Below are 17497 nucleotides of genomic sequence, written 5' to 3' on the forward strand. Positions count from 1 at the left end.
CACGCACGGTTGCCATGGAACTGCAGCGGTCAGCTCCTATAGTAAGACATGGCTTATCGTTAAGGAGACTACGATGCGCAGCACCGCAATACTGATCGCACCCGCCTTGTTTGCTCTGGGCCTAGGGCAGGCTATGGCTGGCAATTACACGGTAGGCGTGGAAGCCAACGACTACCTCCCCATCTACAAGGGCGAAGGAGGCAACTACACGGGCTACGCCCGCGACCTGCTGGATGCCTTTGCCGCCAAGCAGGGCCATCAGTTCAGCTACAAGCCCATGCCCATTGCTCGGCTGTTTGATGAGTTCGCCGTGAAGAAATCGCTGGATTTCAAGTTCCCCGACAACGCCATGTGGCAGGCTGATATCAAGAAGGGGGCAAATATCAGCTACAGCATGGGCGCCATCAGCGTGACTGAAGGTTTGCTGGTTCTACCGGCCAACAAGGGCAAGACGCTAACCACCTTCAAAAGCATAGCCACCCTGCGCGGCTTTACGCCCTGGCCCTATATGGCACAGATCAAGAGCAAGGCCATTACGGTCAGCGAAGCCAATACAGCCGATGCCGCCATCAAGATGGGCACCAGTGGTCGCGTTGATGGTGTGTTTCTCAACACCACCTCGGCCAACTACATCATGGGTGAAGTACTGAAGACCCCGGGCGCACTGGTGCTCGATGACAAGCTGCCCAAGGAGAAAAGTGAGTTTTCCTTGTCCAGCATTGCTCACCCCGAGGTCATCAAACAGTTCAACGAGTTTCTGATCAAAGAAAAAGACATGGTGAGCAAGCTGAAAGCCAAGCACAGAATTGCCGAGTGACTCGGGCAGAGGCCACTACACGGCATATTGAATCGAATCGGGTCTGCATGGCCGGCTTACTGTATCTCACAACCCCTTAGGACTGTTTCAGTTTGGCCAGGATGGCGGCCGGCTCCTCCGTTACCGCCAGCGCTTCGCGCAAACGATTGAAAGCGCTGGCGGCCTCGTCCGGGTATTTGCCGAACGGGACCAGGCTGCTATGGCGCCACCCCGCCGCAGCCAGTGCATCCTTGCGGAACTGCGAACCCTGCACATCCCCCCCCGCTACCTGCAGCAGCGCCTGATCGATCAGCATATGGGGAAACGGATTACGCGACAGCATACTGAAATGTGCGGCCTCTACAGGATCAAATTGCATGGTGCTACGCTCCTTGGCAATTGCTATCGTTGGCGGCATCCCTGACCTACACCACTCGGCAGCGCAGTTACTACCCATCGCGGTCTGTTACCCCTGCCGTTGCCGCTACGCAGTGTTTTGTCAGTGACGCTTAATCTAAGCTCAGCTTTGCAGGTTTTTCCATGACTCGTTTTTTGACCTGGGCCAAACGCTGGTTTGTGGCATGCAAAGGTAACGGTTTGCTATAAACATGGGCGGAAGCGCCGTCAATGCCATCTTCTTGCCGGCGCCCGCCTCACCGGAGGTTGCGTGCAGATTGCCCCGAAAGTACTGATCCGCCTGGTTTGCTGCCTTGCGTGCCTGCCAACGCTGGCAGCACAGCATAAAACGCTCAAGATGGCCTTTGGCCTGGGACGCCCGCCCTTTGTGTACGAGGAAGCCGGTATTTGGCGTGGTTTTGAGCTGGACATCATGAGAACAGCCATGCGGGAACTCGGCTACGAGGTGGACAACCACCACCTGCCCAACGCCCGCCTGTACATTGCCCTGTCGGATGCCAGCTTTGCAGCTGCCGTAGCGGTACAACCCGAGCCCGGCGACAAGAACTGCTACAGCAAGCAAAGCATCAGCGAATACGTCAATGTCGCCATCAGCAAGTCCAGCCGCCATATCACACTGAATCGCGTGCATGATTTGAGCAAGTATTCGGTTGCGGCTTGGCAGAAGGCGCATCGCAACCTGGGCCGTGAGTTCGAGGCGCTATATGGCCCCAATGCCGAAGGCCCGCATCTGGAACACTACACTGAACTGGGAGATCAGACTGCCCAGGTCCGGCAGTTCTGGCTGAATCGGTTTGACGTACTGCTCATAGATAAAACCATCTTTGCCTGGTACAGGCAGCAGCTACGTAGCAGTCTGCCCACCAGCGAAAGCGTGGACATACATCCGATTTTCCCCGGCCGTGCCAGCTACTATGTGGTTTTTCGCGACTGCAGGTTACGCGATCGCTTCGATCAGGTACTGGCAAGGATGAAGTCCAATGGGCGCTATCGCGCAGCCATTGATTCTTATCTGGAGTAGGAAAGACCCTGCACTGGCCCAGCCCAATGCGGCGGCCAACAAGCACCTAAGGCTCTGCCCTTTGCCGGCTCGTGCCAGCAACGGCTTTTGATCGCACAACCGGTGTGAAGTCCAGGGTGGCACACAAGCCTGGCTGTGCATCCGCCAACGCCAAGGTGCCGCCATGCGCCTCCATGATGGCCCTCACTAGGCTCAAGCCCAGGCCGCTGCCGGCACTACTACGGCTTTCATCCAGGCGTACAAAGGGTTCTAGCACGCGCTCGATGTCCTCAGCCGCAATACCCTCACCGTGATCCCGTATGATCACCCCCCTGCCCTCCACCTGCACCAGGATATCGCCAGCGCCATAGCTCAAGGCATTCTCCAGCAGGTTGGCCACCGCCTGGAACACCAGATCACGATCAATATGCCAAGTGGCCGGCATCCCATTGAAGTGGATGTGCCTGCCCATGTTCTCGGCGATAGGCTCATACAGTGAAATGGCATCAACGACGAGCTCTGTCAGCTCAACCTCCTCCAGTTGCAAGGCATAGGCACCCGCCTCCAGTCGGCCCAGCCGCAATACCGCCTGAAAAATGCGCAGTATGCTGTCTATATCCGCGGTCAGCGTCTCTACCCTGGCACGGGTACCCGCCTCCTGCGTTTCGCCTGCCAGCACCTCCAGCTCGTTGCGCAAGCGGCTGATAGGATGGCGCAAATCGTGGGCAATGGCACTGGAGGTGGTGCGCGCATGCTCCATTAGCTTTTCCACCTGATCCAGCATCAGGTTGAGCTGACCTATCAGCGCCTCAATTTCATCCCGGCGACGGCTCTGTGGGATCCGCTCATCCAGGTGGCCACGGCGTATGCGCTCGGCCGTGGCGCTGATGTAACCCAGCCGTTGGCGCAGTGCCCGGGTAAACACCCACACGCCCCCCACCGAGACAAACAGCACGGCCCCCACCAGCAAGGCGTAGTTACGCCAGAGATGTTGGCCCACCTGCTCAAAAACCGCCCGGCGCCCCACCAGCAAGCGCTGGTCCGCATACAGCAGAAAAACCACCGCAACGATGGTGTCACCTGTTGCAGGATCAATGAACTGCAAGGAACTCTCGTCCACCGCCTGCTCGGTGGTCGGCCAATAAGCCAGATTACCCGCCAGCTTCTTTCCCTTGGCATCGGTCAGCAGGTAGACCGCCACCGCCTCATTGCCCATATCGTCCAGATTGGCATTGGCACGGGCGGTCACCACCTCGATCAGGGCCTTGTGGCCCTGCAACTGGTAGATAGTTTCCAGCGCGGTCGTCTCCTCCCGCAAGGCTGCCTGAAACTCGCTGATCATGGCATTGCGCGTTTCGCGATAGCTGACGGCAGCAAACAGGGTCACCCCAGCCAGCATAAGCGTGGAGAGGCCGATGATGAACCAGGAAAAAGGACTAAGGCGCATGGGCTGGATGCAGTCTGGGCCCGGCTAGGCCTGTGGATCGCCCAGGCGATAGCCCGCACCGCGCACTGTGTGCAGCAGGGGCGGCAGGCCTGCCGGGTCGATCTTGTTGCGCAACTTGCTGATGTGCACGTCAATCACATTGGTGCCAGGGTCGAAGTGGTAGTCCCATACGGCCTCCAGCAACATGGTACGCGTCACTACCTGGCCAGCATGGCGCAGCAGGTATTCCAGTAACTGGTATTCACGGGGCTGCAGCTCCAGCGCCACCCCTGCACGCTTGACGCTGCGCGAAAGCCGGTTGAGCTCAAGATCCGCCAGGCGGAGCACATGTCCTTCCGGTTCGGTCTGCCCAGGGCTGCGACGGGTAACCGCATCCAGTCTTGCCAGCAACTCTATGGTAGAAAAAGGCTTAACTAGATAGTCGTCGCTGCCGGCGCGCAAGCCTTCTACCCTGTCATCTATCTCGCCCAGGGCAGAGAGAATGACCACGGGCGTATGGATGCTGGAAGCGCGCAAGGTGCGCAGTATGGTCAGGCCATCCACCTTGGGCAGCATGCGGTCCAGGATGATGGCATCGTAAGTTTCGGTCGTGGCCAGAAACAAGCCCTCCCTGCCATCCTTGGCATGGTCGGCAATATGACCGGTCTCACGCAAGGCCTTCAGGACGAACTCGGCGGTATCGGTTTGATCCTCGACCAGCAGCAGGCGCATCGCTCAGACCTTGCCGTCGTTCTGTGTATCAGCGGGCTCCAGATCCGGCGCATCCAGCCAGGGCAGCAGATTGGCCACATAGCCCTTACGCGCCTTGCTGTAGCGCTTCTTGAGCTTTTCGTCCGGCAAGGTCAGCGACTGTATGGCGCAGGACTGCTCCCCCACCTGCACCTTGTCCTTGCCTATCTTGATATGCCGACGGTCAGTGGTGACCTGAATGGTACGGGCACGCATCAATTCCTTGCAGCCCGAGGCCAGCGACAGGCGCCAGACCTCTTCCTTGCCGGTCCACAGCAGTAGGCTGCTGGCATCCAGCGGCTGCCAGCCAAACAGGCGGGAGACTCGAATCTGCTGGCGGGATGGCTGTGGCAGAACAGCACCGGCCTCTGCAGACTCTGTCACCGGCGGTGCCGCATTGGTACTGAGTGCGAGCAAGGCAGCCATGGTCCATGGCAACGTCGCAACGTTAGGCACGCGTGCTCTCCTTCACGGCGTCTTTATTTGTTTGAGTAGGTGTATTGTGCATGACGAGCGCAGTGCGACGGTAGTGAGATGTCGCAGTGCTGTTTGTAGCAGATGGTTACAGGCCGGATCGCCATAAAAAGAGAGGGGACTGGTTACCCAGCCCCCTAAGGCTCGTTGAACTCACACCAGATATACGGGGACGCTTGTCTGTGTCGGTCAGGCGGCGGCGTCGGCGCATAACTAAGTTGGTGCGATCTTGACATGGGTGCTGTTGCAGCGTGCTTAACGGCAGATTAATAAGAATTAATGTTCCAACGGCAGGCGCCACCAATCGCTGTGCAAGCTTGCCGTACCTGCGTGCTGCCTGCGCTTTCACACCTGGCCAGAAGCGCTTCGCTGGGTTTTGTTAGCGCCGCTTGGTCATGTCGTGTGCTCTTGCTTGAAGCCCACCTGATCAGCATTTACGGCTTGCCATGGCGAGTACCTCGGCATTTGACTCGTCCACCAAGGTTTCGAAACCCAGCGCACGGTAGACGCTCACTGCGGCGTGATTTTCCCGATAAACCCTCAGCTTGACCGCCTGGCCCGGGCTGATACGGCTGGCCTCGGCCAGCAGCAAGCGGCACAGCAACTTGCCCAGCCCTTGGCCGCGGCGCTGCGGGTCGATCAGGATGCGTACCAGATTGGTAGTGCCGTTGGCGTGGTTGAGCCATATCTGGCCGAAACCGATTGGTGCGGCACCAGGCTCTCCCAGGCAGTAACTGTAGTGACCAGGTAGCTCCAGCAAGGCGGGGAACGCCGCCTGCGTCAGGGGAATGTGCTTGCTAGTGCCCGGCCAACCCTCTGCGATGGCCCAGCTGGCAATTTGGCTGTGCTCGATCGGCATTGGGGGGGGCGTAGGGTCGGATGCATGGCTAGGTAGGCGCGGTCAGGGGCCAGCATTATGCCCCGCTGGTCATGGCGCCCGCTCAAAGTCTTTTCGCCGCGTCGCGGCCCGCAGGGTTCGCAGCCATGCAGTATGAGGAGCAAGGCGGGTAGTGGTACGAGCCTGCCTTGCCCATGTACTGCCTATTGCGCACGCCTAGGCCCGCATACCCGGCCAGAACCGCAACGCGAGGTTTTGTTGGAGGCTCTCAATAGGGAAGCGCAGTCACCCCACTTGCAGCGATCCCTCCAAGAGGAATCTCAGCTCGGGTTTCACACCAATACGCTCACAATTAAAATTCTGTTACCATGGTAATCTGGTAACCCAATATTGCGAGAGACCTCCATGCCTGAATCCATCAAGCCCGCAACGATAGCCATCGAACGCATCCAGACCGGCGTAAGACTCGAGAAGCGCCTAGTAAAAGTGCTCAAAGGCCTGGCCGAGTACAAGGAAATCACCCTGGGTGACCTGCTCGAAGGCATTGTGCTGCACGCCTTCGAGGGCAAATGCGCCTTCTCGCCCGACACGCTGGAAATGATCAGCAAGTTGCGCGAAATATACGGCCTGGATCTGGCCGCGAGCGATAGCCATCAGTTGGTTGATCGGAAGGGAGAGTGAGTCCACACAATGCAGTGACCATGTCTTGCCACGTCAACGCATGGAGAGCCTCACTATGTCCACACGCATCGTTCGTACCCATCAAATTACCCTCGCAGCCCCCAGCCAATCCTGCCATCGCTTCTTTACCCCGGCGGGCGAATGCCTGTGGGTAGCAGGATGGCAGCCTCATTACCACTACCCCGCCAACGGCCAAACCGAGGCCGGCATGGTCTTCAGTACCGGCAGTGACGCCGAATACACACTCTGGTGCCTGGTCGATTTTGACGAAGAACGCCTTTATTCACGCTATACCCGGCTCACCCCCGGATCACGCAGCGGCATAGTCGAAGTGCAATGCCACGCCCGTGATGACCAAACCACCGAGGTCACGGTGCGCTATACACTGACGGCATTGAGCGATGCCGGCCTTGCTTTGCTGAATGAACTCGACGAAGCAACTTTCGCCGCCATGATAACGGGCTGGCAGGACGCTATCGGCAGCAACCTGCCACGGCTCCTGGCAGCTGAAATCGCCTGAGGCTAATCTGATTGCAGCCGTGCCGCCCGCTTACCGATCGGCACGGACACCCACAGACCGGCAGCAGGACAATCGGGGGATCAAGGATGCCTTGGATACGTGCGCACATCACAGCTCTGCTGGCCACCCTGCTTGCCGCCACCTATGCCGCTGCCACCGAGCCGCCGCTGTCGCTGCGGGCTGTCACGGCAGAGAACAATGAACCATTCAACATCGTCTTCAATGGCAAGCTACAAGGCTTGGGTGTGGACGTTGCCAACGAAGCCGCACGACGTAGCGGCTTCAGCCTGCAGACCGAAGCCCTGCCCTGGGCAAGGGCGCTTGAAACGGCCAGGCAAAAGCCCGATGTCCTGCTGTTTACCGTAGCAAGAACACCTGAGCGCGAGGATTGGTTCCATTGGATCGGGCCCATCGCCAAGCGCGAAGTCTGGCTGTGGCGGCTTCGCACCCGCAAGGACGTCGTGGCCACCTCGCTGGATCAGGCCAAGCAATACAGGGTGGGCGCCTCCCATAATGACGCCGCCACCGAATACCTGCTGGCACAGGGATTTGAGCAAGGGCTCAATCTCGACATCACAATGCACGACCGCGCAATCGGCTACAAACTCCTGGCAAGCCGGGTGGACCTGGTTCCGATGAACCCCCTTTCCATTGGCGCCTTTGCCCGTGAAAGCGGGATTCCACTCGAAGATCTGGAGCCGCAAATGCTATTGATCAGCAGCGGCGGCTATTATCTTGCGCTCAATCGCCTCAGCAAGGCCGAGACTGTTGCCAAACTCAATGCTGCGCTGGTGGAAATGAAGGCCGATGGCAGCTTGCAGCGCCTGCTGGAGAAATGGCAACCCAAGGGCAGCAAGGCCAGAAGCCCATCATCACCGCCTTGATGGCTCGGTCTCCTGCCGGGATAAACTGTCCCGCAGCTCAGTCGCATGCTGTTGTATCAAAAGCTCAAGAAACGCATTCATATCCAAGCCTACCTTCCGGGCGCATAGCTTGAGATGGGCCTTGAGCGTGCCATCCACCGTTGTGGCAAACGGCTCTCTGGCTGTCTTGGCATCCGCCCCCTTGCCCGCCTTGATCTCCTGCATGAACAAAGCACGCCTGGCCTTGCGGCTGGCACGCTGGCGCTCTGCCGGCGTCATGGCGCGCTCACCATGCGCAGGCCTGCCTGGGCGCCGCTTGGGTGGGGAAAGAGTATCGCTCGTCATACCTGCTGCCCTCAAAAGACATGGTCTTGGCCTCAATTATAATTAAGTGACACGTCACCTAATTAAAATATTCCACATTCTGGTTGACCAGAGAACGTTCGTTCTCCTAATATCTGGTGAACGAACGTTCTCTTGCGAGGAGTGGGCCATGAAAGCAGCGCTAGTCGATGTCTTGAAGCACCCAGGGGTATGGCGGGGTGATGGTTACAGCCAGACTGCCGTACCCACCACCCCCTGCGGGCACGAGCGCTTGGCGCCCTTGCTACCAGGCGCGGGCTGGCCACTGGCGGCCGTTACTGAAGTCATTGCCAGCAGAGCGGGCTGCGGTGAGCTCAAACTGCTGCTGCCGGCCCTCGCCCGCTTAAGCCAGGCCGGTAAGCAGGTACTGCTGATTGCCCCACCGCAAATACCCTACGCTCCCGCCTGGCAGGCTGCCGGTGTGGATCTGCGGCAACTGACCTGGGTAAACCCCAAAACCGAACACGATGCCTTGTGGGCCATGGAGCAATCCCTGCGGGAGCCCGCCTGTGGCGCGGTAATAGGCTGGTTCGACCTGGCCCTGAGCGATCGCAACTGCCGTCGCCTGCAACTGGCAGCCGAACAAGGTGGCGGCAGTGGCTTTGTCTTGCGCCATGGCCGTGCCGAAAACGTCAGCTCACCATTCGGCCTGCGGTTGGGCGTGGAATCCGTCGCTGGCGGCGTAGCAGTACAGGTACTCAAGCGCCGGGGCGCTGCAGCAACCCAAGCCGTATTCCTGCCCCACGGCCATCAACCAACGCCCGCCAGGCATCCTGCTACAGGCCCTACCCATGTTGTGGCTAGCACTACACCTGCCTTTTCTACCGCTAGACGCACTGCATCAGAGCCTTACGCCTACGCAGCCTGAGCCCTGGGCTGTCGTAGAGCAGCGCGGCCGCCAGGAGCAGGTGCTGATATGCAATGCCGCAGCGCAAGCGCTGGGTGTAAAACCCGGCATGCGCCGCGCCGCCGCCATGACGCTGGCTGCAAATCTGCGTATTGCCCGGCGCCAGCCGCAACAGGAACTAGCGCTGCTGGAAAGCCTCGCAGCCTGGAGCTTGCAGTACACGCCTACCGTTTGCCTGGCTCCGCCGCACGGCCTGCTGCTGGAGATAGAAGGTTGCCTGCGCTACTTCAAGGGCCTGGGCCGATTACGCAAGCTGATTGCACAAGGCTTGGTGGAGCACGGCTGGGCAGCACAGATGGCAGCAGCCCCCTCTCCGCTTGCCGCCACCTGGTTGGCCCAGTTGCGCCCACAAGCCGTGATACGTAGCCCGGAGGGTCTTGCCGACGGCCTGGCAAGCCTGCCCATCGCCGCGCTCCCCTGGCCTGACGACACGCTGCGGCAACTGCAAGCGCTAGGCATGCGCCAATTTGCCGACCTCCACAGCCTCCCGCGTGATGGTCTTGCCCATCGCCTGGGCCACGCCTTCCCCTGCATGCTGGACCAAGCACTAGGCTTGCAGCCAGACCCGCGCGATCCTTTTGAGCCGCCTGATCGATTTGAACGCATCGTAGCCCTCAATTGGGCGACAGACCAGGTCGAAGCCTTGGGCTTTGTCGCCAAGCGCCTGTTTACCGAGCTGGCAGCATTTCTGATGGGCAGGGGGCTGGGGGTACAACAGCTGCACCTGACCATGCAGCACGAAGACCGCAGCAAAACCGAAGTAACGCTAGGGCTAGGCAAGCCCACCCGCGCCGCCGATGCCATGCTGGCCATCTGTCGCGAGCGCCTTGCGCGGCTGGTCTTGCCCGCACCGGTAGAAGCCATGGGCATTCTGGCCAGCCAGCTGCATCGCCTGGACGGCCAGGTGCTCACCCTGTTTGGTAATGCCAGCCAGGCGGAGGATTTCGACCTGTTACGCGCACGGCTGATGGCGCGGCTGGGAGAGGAAGCGGTGCAGAGCATCGTCTGTGTGGCGGATCACCGCCCAGAACACGCCTGGCGCTGGGCGCCCTGCGGTAGCGCCTCCCCTCAGCTCACCCTGGGTGAGCGCCCCGCCTGGCTGCTGCCCGAGCCGCAGAGTCTGGAGCTACGCGATGGGTATCTCTGGCACGGCGAACCGCTCCAGCTGCTGACACGGGCAGAGCGCATCGAATCCGGCTGGTGGGATGGCGATGGCGTCACCCGCGACTACTACCAGGCGCAAGGGGCATCTGGTCGCCGCTATTGGATATACCAGCAGCGCAGCACCGACAGCTGGTACCTGCACGGCCTGTTTGCCTAAGGAATCGCCATGCCTGCCGCCGACCAAGCCACCTATGCCGAGTTGCATTGTCTTTCCTGCTTCAGCTTCCAGCGCGGCGCATCGCACGCAGACGAGCTGGTGGAGCGGGCTGCCAAGCTGGGCTATCAAGCGCTGGCCATAACCGATGAATGCTCGCTGGCCGGTATTGTTCGCGCCCATCTGGCCGCCCAGAAGCACGGCCTGCAATTGATCGTAGGAAGCGAACTAACCCTGGGCGATGGCTTGCGCCTGGTATTGCTGGCGCCAGATCGTGAAGCCTATGGCGATTTATCCCAGCTGATCAGCCTGGGGCGACGCAATGCCAACAAGGGCTCATACCAGTTGGATCGTGCCGCCGTCGCGCACCATGCCGCACGACTATTAGCCCTATGGCTGCCCCCCGCCCTGCCTGATACCGCAGACGGTCTATGGCTTGGCCAGCACTTCCCCGATCGCGCCTGGCTGGCGGTAGAGCTGTTTCAGGAGGCAGACGATGGCAACCGCCTGTCCGCACTATTGCAGCTAGGCCAGCAATGCGGCCTCCCCTGCGTCGCCAGTGGCGATGTACATATGCATGTCCGATCCCGCCGCGCCCTGCAGGATGTCATGACAGCAATCCGGCTGGGCCGGCCGGTAGCAGAATGCGGCTTGGCGCTATTTCCCAATGGTGAGCGCCACCTGCGCAGTCCCTGGGCGCTCGCCCACATCTACCCACGCGCGCTGCTGGCAGAAACCGTGCGCATTGCACAGCGCTGCGGCCAGTTCCTGGCTGATCTGGGCTATGAATACCCCGCCGAACTGGTACCCGAGGGCGCAACACCGGCAAGCCATCTGTGCACACTGACCGAAATCGGCTTAAACCAGCGCTATCCAGCAGGCGCGCCAGAAAAAGTCCGCCGCCAGATAGCGCACGAGCTGGCGCTGATCACCAGGCTTCGCTATGAGTCGTTCTTTCTCACCGTCCACGATATCGTCGCCTACGCCCGTAGCCAGAAGATCCTCTGTCAGGGCCGTGGCTCAGCGGCCAACTCGGCCGTCTGCTTTGCCCTGGGCATCACCGAGGTAGACCCAGATAGATCCAATCTGCTGTTCGAGCGCTTTCTCTCGCAAGAGCGGCAGGAACCACCCGATATCGATGTGGATTTCGAGCATGATCGACGGGAGGAGGTCATCCAGTACATATATAAGCGCTATGGCAGGGAGCGCGCCGCACTGGCCGCCACCGTGATTACCTACCGCCCGCGTAGCGCCCTGCGGGATGTGGGGCGTGCACTGGGGTTTGACGAAGAGCAACTGGATCAGATCAGCAAAACCCTGGCCTGGTGGGATAGCCGCGCAGAGCTGCCCAAGCGCCTGCAGGAGGCAGGCTTCGACCCCGAGAGCCGGCCAGTCCAACTACTGCTGCGGCTGGCACAGGTGCTGATGCGCTTCCCTCGCCATCTGTCGCAACATGTGGGCGGTTTTGTTATCTCCCACAGTCCCTTGGCACGGTTGGTCCCCATAGAAAACGCCGCCATGCCAGACCGCACCGTCATCCAGTGGGACAAGGATGATCTGGACGCCATGGGTCTGCTCAAGGTCGATGTGCTGGCATTGGGCATGTTGAGCGCCATACGCCGTACGCTGGCACTGGTGTCCGCGATACGCCAGCAACCACTGATGCGCATGGCCGATATCCCCGCAGAAGACCCACAGGTCTACGAGATGATAGGACATGCCGATACCGTGGGCCTGTTCCAGATCGAATCCAGAGCGCAGATGTCCATGCTGCCGCGACTCAAGCCCAAAACCTTCTACGACCTGGTGGTCGAAGTAGCCATCGTGCGCCCTGGGCCCATACAAGGCGGCATGGTGCATCCCTACCTGCGGCGGAGACAAGGGCTGGAGCCCGTCGATTACCCATCCGAAGCCGTCAAGAAGACGCTGGAGCGAACCTTGGGTGTGCCTATCTTCCAGGAGCAGGTCATGCAACTGGCCATCGATGCCGCTGACTTTACCCCCGGCGAGGCCGACCAGCTTAGGCGCTCCATGGGCTCCTGGCGCCGCACGGGTGAACTGGCGGATTACCAAGAGCGGCTGGTCACCGGCATGCTGGCCAATGGCTATACCCAGGAATTTGCAGACCGGCTATGCAAGCAGATAGAAGGCTTCTCCGAATATGGCTTTCCCGAATCCCATGCCGCCAGCTTCGCCCTGCTGGTGTATGTATCAGGCTGGCTCAAGCGGCACGAACCTGCCGCCTTCACCTGCGCTCTGCTCAACAGCCTGCCCATGGGTTTTTACTCCGCATCGCAGCTGATACAGGACGCAAAGCGGCATGGCATCGTCGTGTACCCTGTCGATGTGCAGCGCAGTGATTGGGATTGCACACTGGAAGACGAACAGCGCCCCCAGCACGCACTCCGACTGGGTTTGCGGCTGATCAGCGGCCTGGGCCGGGGCGTAGGCGAGCGCATTGCCGTCCACCGGCCAGCGGCTGGTTACGATAGCCTGATCCAGCTACAGCGCCTGGCCGGTCTCGACAAGCGCAGCTTGGGCATCCTGGCGGATGCCGATGCGCTGGCCAGCCTGGCTGGAAATCGCCGACAAGCCCGCTGGCAGGTAGGCGGCCTACAGCTGGAGCAAGACCTCGCAGGCATGGCCGCCAAGGCAGAGGCAGCCATCACCCTCCCGCTCCCCAGCCTGGGCCAGCAGGTGCTGGAAGATTACCGCAGCCAGGGCCTCACCCTGAGGGCCCATCCCCTCAGTCTGCTACGCCCACGCCTGAGTCGGGATCGCCTGCTCAGTTCCGCCGAGCTGCGCGCCTGCCAGCACGGCCAACCCGCACGGGCCTGCGGCATCGTAGTTGGCCGCCAACGTCCCGGCACGGCAAGCGGCGTCACCTTTGTTACCCTGGAAGACGAAACCGGCAACACCAATGTCATTGTCTGGCAGGATCTGGGCGAAAGGCAGCGCAAGGAACTGCTGGGCGCCCGGCTACTGGCCGTCTACGGCGTGGTGCAGCGGGAAGGCGAGGTCGTCCATCTGCTCGCCAAGCGCCTGGCCGACAAATCCGAGCTACTGGGAACCCTGTCGGTAGAGAGCCGCGATTTCCACTAGTCCCATCGCAGCGCCAGCCAACCAGCCATCAAAGACGACCCCGATTGATGCGCATCAAGGCACCGCCCCTCGCACCCAGGCACACTGGCCGCACCTCATATCGACATGGTTGCCCGCATGAATGCGCCCGCTCCCACTGCCATTAAGCCGGCCCCAGCAGATTTTGATGTTCAAGGCCTGTCTTTCGACAAAAGCCTGATCGAGCGCCTGGCGGGCAATGGCCCTCGCTACACCTCCTATCCCACGGCCGACCATTTCCATGCCGGGTTCGATGAAACCGCCTATCGCGCAGAAGTGGCAAGGCAGTTCCCCGCTGGTCAGCAAGGCCCGTTGTCGCTCTACGTGCATATCCCTTTCTGCAATACCATCTGTTACTACTGTGGCTGTAACAAGATCATCACCAAGAACAAGGCTCATGCTGAGGTATACCTGGACTACCTCGACAAGGAGCTTGCCCTGCAAGCCCCCCTATTCGCAGGCCGCGCCAGGGTGGAGCAGCTGCACTTCGGCGGCGGCACCCCCACCTTCCTCTCCGATGCCCAACTCGGCCGACTGATGCAGCAACTTCGAGCTCATTTCGACTTCGCCCCCAAGGACGAAGGCGAATACTCGATAGAGATAGACCCGCGCAAAGTCCAGCCAGCCACCGTGGCACACCTGGGTAAGCTGGGCTTCAATCGCATGAGCCTCGGCGTGCAGGACTTCGACCCCGCCGTCCAGCAGGCCGTCAACCGCATCCAGAGCGAAGCCGAAACGTTGGCAGTGATTGAAGCGGCCCGAGCACATGGCTTCAAATCCATCTCCATCGACCTGATCTACGGCTTGCCATTGCAGACCGTACAAGGCTTCAGCGCCACCCTGGACAAAGTGATCGCAGCCCGACCGGATCGCCTTTCCATCTACAACTACGCGCATATGCCGCAGCTGTTCAAAACGCAGCGGCAGATAAACGAAGCCGACCTCCCCGCACTCGACACCAAGCTCGATATCCTCAGCCTCGCCATCAGCAAACTCGCCGCCGCCGGCTACGTCTATGTCGGCATGGATCACTTTGCCCTGCCCGATGACGAACTGGCCATTGCCCAGCGCGCAGGCACCCTGCACCGCAACTTCCAGGGTTATTCCACGCGCGACGACATCGATCTACTCGCCTTGGGCGTCTCAGGCATCAGCAAGTTGGGCGCAAGCTACAGCCAGAATGTACGCGGCACCGAGGAATACTACGCCCTGCTGGATGCCGGCAAACTGCCGCTGTTCCGAGGCATCGCCCTGAACGAAGACGACAGGCTGCGCCGCAGTCTGATACAGCAACTGATGTGTGATTTCGCACTCGACTTCGCCCAGCTGGAGGCGCGCTGGGGCATCCGCTTCAACGAATACTTTGCCGCCGAACAGCCCAAGCTGGCAGCCCTGACAGATGATGGCCTGCTCAGCCTGGATGGACAGCGCCTGCAGGTACTGCCACGCGGTCGCCTGCTGGTACGCAACATCGCCATGATCTTCGACCGCCGCCTACAGCAAAGCCAGCCCCTGCAGCGCTATTCCAAAACCATCTGAGCCCACCACAAGACAAAGGCTGGCACCTTATCGGTACCGGCCCCTGGCACAACCACATCACCGCAACACTTACAGGCGCATGGCAGGTATATGCTCAGCCATCTCCCGGCGCATGAACTCATGGAAATGCAGCATGCCATCCTCCATCGGGCTCTGGTAAGGGCCGAACTCGTCCCTACCCTCCTTGTATAGCCGCTCCCTGCCCTCTTCCATGCGGCGGATGATCTCCATGTCCTCTACCGCCGTCTCCTGGTAGGCCGCCTGCTCCGCCGCCATGAACTCCGGCTCGAACAAGGCCACTTCCTCAGGGTAATAGAACTCCACAATGTTCTTGTAGCGGCGAGGGCCATCCGGCAGCAAGGTCGAGATCACCAGCGTATGCGGATACCACTCCACCATCACATTGGGGTAATAGGTCAACCAGATGGCACCATGCTTAGGCATCTGGCCACGGTTGAATGCCAGCACCTGCTTGTGCCACTCCGCATACGATTTCGAACCGGCCTTCGCCAAGGCATTGTTGATACCCACAGTCTGGACCGAATACCAGTCGGCAAACTCCCACTTCAGGTCATCGCACTCCACAAACCGGCCCAGGCCAGGGTGGAATGGATCCACATGGTAGTCCTCCAGATAAACCTCGATAAAGGTCTTCCAGTTGCCCTCGTAAGTATCCACCTGCACGCTATGCAGCATGTAGTTGCTGAAATCCAGATCCTTGGCCACGCCCAGGTTCTTCAGGTCCGCCTCTACATCCCTGCCGCCCGTACCCAGCTCAAACAGCATGCCGTTCCAGGTCTGCAGCCGGGTCTCCGGCAGGTTCAAGCAGGGCTTCTCAGGAAAATGCGGCGCACCCAGCAGCGTGCCCTGGTTGTCATAGGTCCAGCGATGCAAAGGGCAAACGATGTGCGAGCTATTGCCGCGCCCATCCACCATCAAAGCCTGACGGTGGCGGCAGATATTCGACAGCAGCTTGACGCCAGACTCGGTACGCTTGAGCAAGCGCGCACGATCATACATCTCCAACACCTGATAGTCGCCCACGTTGGGAACCATCAGCTCATGGCCGACATACTTTGGCGCCTGGGAGAACAGCGTTTCCTGTTCTAGCCGATAAAAATCCGGGTCAAAATAGACCGAGATAGGCAATTGCGCTTGAGCCGCGCGAAGCTGGTTGGATGAAGTCAGGTTGGACATATCCCACACCCCCAAGAGTCGGAGTTGGGCGCAATCCATCTAGAGACGCGCCCCAACACCCGAAGGTCTAAGAACGTCTTGCCTTGATGGATTACGAGTCGGCAGGCATTGCGCCTAGCCGGAGACGAGCCCGCAAGCCCAGCCTCCCTAGCCTCATGGCCCTTTGGGGCAAGCACCAGGCACGCTTTTCAGCGCCCTAATACCCGCGTTGGGCGAGGTGCCGCAACGCTATAAAACAAGGGCCGGATTTTCGCCCAATCCCCCCTCGCAGGCAAGTCATTTCTGTCAGAAAACTTGCTTACAGATTAGGGACATAGCACATCAGCAAACAGGCAGCCATCAAAGCGCAACGGCCCACCCCACAGGCAGGCCGAGCGCTCAACGGCAAGATACCCGATTACTTCTCGACAAAGGCACGCTCGATCACATAGTCGCCAGGCACACCAATGCGTGGCGAAACATGGAAGCCACGGGCATCCAGCAAGGCCGCCGTATCCTTCAGCATGCTCGGGCTGCCGCACATCATGGCACGGTCGGTTTCCGGGTTCAGCGGTGGAAGGCCCAAATCCTCACACAGCTTGCCGTTCTCGATCAGATCAGTCAGCCGGCCCTGGTTGCGGAACTCCTCGCGGGTCACGCTGGGGTAGTAGATCAGCTTCTGCTGGATCACATCGCCAAAGAATTCATTCTTGGGCAGCTCATTCTGGATGTAGTCAGCATAAGCCAACTCATTCACAAAACGCACGCCATGGAACAGGATGACCTTCTCAAAATGCTCATAGGTCTCCGGGTCCTTGATGATGGACATGAAAGGCGCCAAGCCAGTACCCGTACCAAACAGGAACAGATTCTTGCCAGGCTTGAGATCATGTATCACCAAGGTGCCGGTAGGCTTGCGGCTCACCAGTAGCTCATCACCCACCTTCAAGTGCTGCAGGCGCGAGGTCAGAGGGCCATTGGGCACCTTGATGCTGAAGAACTCAAGATGCTCTTCATAGTTGGCACTGGCAATCGAGTACGCCCGCATCAGGGGGCGCTCATTCACCTGCAGACCTATCATCACAAAGTGTCCATTCTCAAACCGCAGCCCGGGGTCGCGGGTCGTGGTAAAGCTGAACAAGGTGTCGTTCCAGTGATGGACGCTCAGGACGCGTTCGGTAGCGATGGTGGACATGAGATGAGAACGGTTGTTAATTGGCAGACCGGGATTTTAGCAAAGTATTAGAACCTCCCCCTACACATTCAGGTATTTGCATCCAGCAGAATGGAATAAAGGGGGCGCCCAGCA

17 protein-coding genes are annotated in these 17497 nt (G+C 59.9%); 9 read left to right on the forward strand and 8 right to left on the reverse strand.

The features are described from left to right. Positions 1 to 73: 73 nt before the first annotated feature. Positions 74 to 817 carry a substrate-binding periplasmic protein gene (locus QWZ03_RS20090; RefSeq protein WP_290334396.1) on the forward strand — a complete coding sequence of 248 codons (744 nt, stop codon included), beginning with the start codon at positions 74 to 76 and terminating at the stop codon, positions 815 to 817. Between the two features lie 76 nt (positions 818 to 893). Here the strand turns inward: QWZ03_RS20090 and QWZ03_RS20095 are convergent, their stop codons facing one another. Next, complete coding sequence (locus QWZ03_RS20095; RefSeq protein ID WP_290334397.1) at positions 894 to 1175, reverse strand: hypothetical protein; 282 nt, start codon at positions 1173 to 1175, stop codon at positions 894 to 896. 288 nt (positions 1176 to 1463) lie between these two features. Between QWZ03_RS20095 and QWZ03_RS20100 the strand changes: the two genes are divergently transcribed. Continuing rightward, the gene (locus QWZ03_RS20100; RefSeq protein ID WP_290334398.1) at positions 1464 to 2234 is read left to right on the forward strand and encodes a substrate-binding periplasmic protein; all 771 of its coding nucleotides are present in this window, start codon (positions 1464 to 1466) and stop codon (positions 2232 to 2234) included. Positions 2235 to 2280: 46 nt separating this feature from the next. Here QWZ03_RS20100 and QWZ03_RS20105 read toward each other — a convergent pair whose 3' ends face one another. The 4 genes from QWZ03_RS20105 to QWZ03_RS20120 form a co-directional block, all read right to left on the reverse strand. Then, positions 2281 to 3660 carry a sensor histidine kinase gene (locus QWZ03_RS20105; protein ID WP_290334399.1) on the reverse strand — a complete coding sequence of 460 codons (1380 nt, stop codon included), beginning with the start codon at positions 3658 to 3660 and terminating at the stop codon, positions 2281 to 2283. A gap of 24 nt (positions 3661 to 3684) precedes the next feature. Next, positions 3685 to 4371: a response regulator transcription factor gene (locus QWZ03_RS20110; protein WP_290334400.1), complete on the reverse strand. Its 687-nt coding sequence runs from the start codon at positions 4369 to 4371 to the stop codon at positions 3685 to 3687. Between the two features lie 3 nt (positions 4372 to 4374). Next, positions 4375 to 4815, reverse strand: coding sequence for a DUF6491 family protein (locus tag QWZ03_RS20115; RefSeq protein WP_290334401.1), 441 nt, complete (start codon positions 4813 to 4815; stop codon positions 4375 to 4377). A gap of 475 nt (positions 4816 to 5290) precedes the next feature. Then, positions 5291 to 5722 carry a GNAT family N-acetyltransferase gene (locus QWZ03_RS20120; protein WP_290334402.1) on the reverse strand — a complete coding sequence of 144 codons (432 nt, stop codon included), beginning with the start codon at positions 5720 to 5722 and terminating at the stop codon, positions 5291 to 5293. A 384-nt stretch (positions 5723 to 6106) separates the two neighbouring features. On the opposite strand from QWZ03_RS20120, the gene QWZ03_RS20125 reads away from it, so the two are divergent. From QWZ03_RS20125 to QWZ03_RS20135, 3 genes are all read left to right on the forward strand, one after another. Beyond that, the gene (locus QWZ03_RS20125) at positions 6107 to 6382 is read left to right on the forward strand and encodes a hypothetical protein (RefSeq protein WP_290334403.1); all 276 of its coding nucleotides are present in this window, start codon (positions 6107 to 6109) and stop codon (positions 6380 to 6382) included. 55 nt (positions 6383 to 6437) lie between these two features. Then, positions 6438 to 6902, forward strand: coding sequence for an SRPBCC family protein (locus QWZ03_RS20130; RefSeq protein ID WP_290334404.1), 465 nt, complete (start codon positions 6438 to 6440; stop codon positions 6900 to 6902). An 86-nt stretch (positions 6903 to 6988) separates the two neighbouring features. Further along, positions 6989 to 7786 (forward strand): substrate-binding periplasmic protein, encoded by a 798-nt coding sequence (locus QWZ03_RS20135; RefSeq protein ID WP_290334405.1) that lies wholly within the window; start codon positions 6989 to 6991, stop codon positions 7784 to 7786. Here the strand turns inward: QWZ03_RS20135 and QWZ03_RS20140 are convergent. Then, positions 7775 to 8110 carry a hypothetical protein gene (locus tag QWZ03_RS20140; protein WP_290334406.1) on the reverse strand — a complete coding sequence of 112 codons (336 nt, stop codon included), beginning with the start codon at positions 8108 to 8110 and terminating at the stop codon, positions 7775 to 7777. The two genes, QWZ03_RS20135 and QWZ03_RS20140, sit on opposite strands and share 12 nt — an antisense overlap. A 148-nt stretch (positions 8111 to 8258) precedes the next feature. Between QWZ03_RS20140 and imuA the strand changes: the two genes are divergently transcribed. The 4 genes from imuA to hemN all read left to right on the forward strand — a co-directional run bounded on the left by imuA (position 8259) and on the right by hemN (position 15012). After that, entirely contained in the window at positions 8259 to 8996 is a 738-nt protein-coding gene (imuA, locus tag QWZ03_RS20145; protein ID WP_290334407.1) for a translesion DNA synthesis-associated protein ImuA, read from the forward strand. Further along, the gene (locus QWZ03_RS20150) at positions 8920 to 10356 is read left to right on the forward strand and encodes a Y-family DNA polymerase (RefSeq protein ID WP_373322449.1); all 1437 of its coding nucleotides are present in this window, start codon (positions 8920 to 8922) and stop codon (positions 10354 to 10356) included. The genes imuA and QWZ03_RS20150 overlap by 77 nt, the downstream gene beginning before the upstream one ends. A 9-nt stretch (positions 10357 to 10365) precedes the next feature. Beyond that, positions 10366 to 13455, forward strand: a complete 3090-nt coding sequence (locus tag QWZ03_RS20155) for an error-prone DNA polymerase (protein WP_290334409.1) — start codon at positions 10366 to 10368, stop codon at positions 13453 to 13455. A gap of 117 nt (positions 13456 to 13572) precedes the next feature. Continuing rightward, complete coding sequence (gene hemN, locus QWZ03_RS20160; RefSeq protein WP_290334411.1) at positions 13573 to 15012, forward strand: oxygen-independent coproporphyrinogen III oxidase; 1440 nt, start codon at positions 13573 to 13575, stop codon at positions 15010 to 15012. Between the two features lie 69 nt (positions 15013 to 15081). Here the strand turns inward: hemN and QWZ03_RS20165 are convergent, their stop codons facing one another. Both QWZ03_RS20165 and QWZ03_RS20170 read right to left on the reverse strand, forming a co-directional pair. Then, positions 15082 to 16209 carry an aromatic ring-hydroxylating oxygenase subunit alpha gene (locus tag QWZ03_RS20165; protein ID WP_284196089.1) on the reverse strand — a complete coding sequence of 376 codons (1128 nt, stop codon included), beginning with the start codon at positions 16207 to 16209 and terminating at the stop codon, positions 15082 to 15084. A 397-nt stretch (positions 16210 to 16606) separates the two neighbouring features. Then, positions 16607 to 17383 carry a ferredoxin--NADP reductase gene (locus QWZ03_RS20170; protein WP_284196090.1) on the reverse strand — a complete coding sequence of 259 codons (777 nt, stop codon included), beginning with the start codon at positions 17381 to 17383 and terminating at the stop codon, positions 16607 to 16609. Between the last annotated feature and the right edge of the window lie 114 nt (positions 17384 to 17497).

Origin of the sequence: Chitinimonas viridis, from assembly GCF_030409555.1 — a bacterium.
Lineage (GTDB): Bacteria > Pseudomonadota > Gammaproteobacteria > Burkholderiales > Chitinimonadaceae > Chitinimonas > Chitinimonas viridis.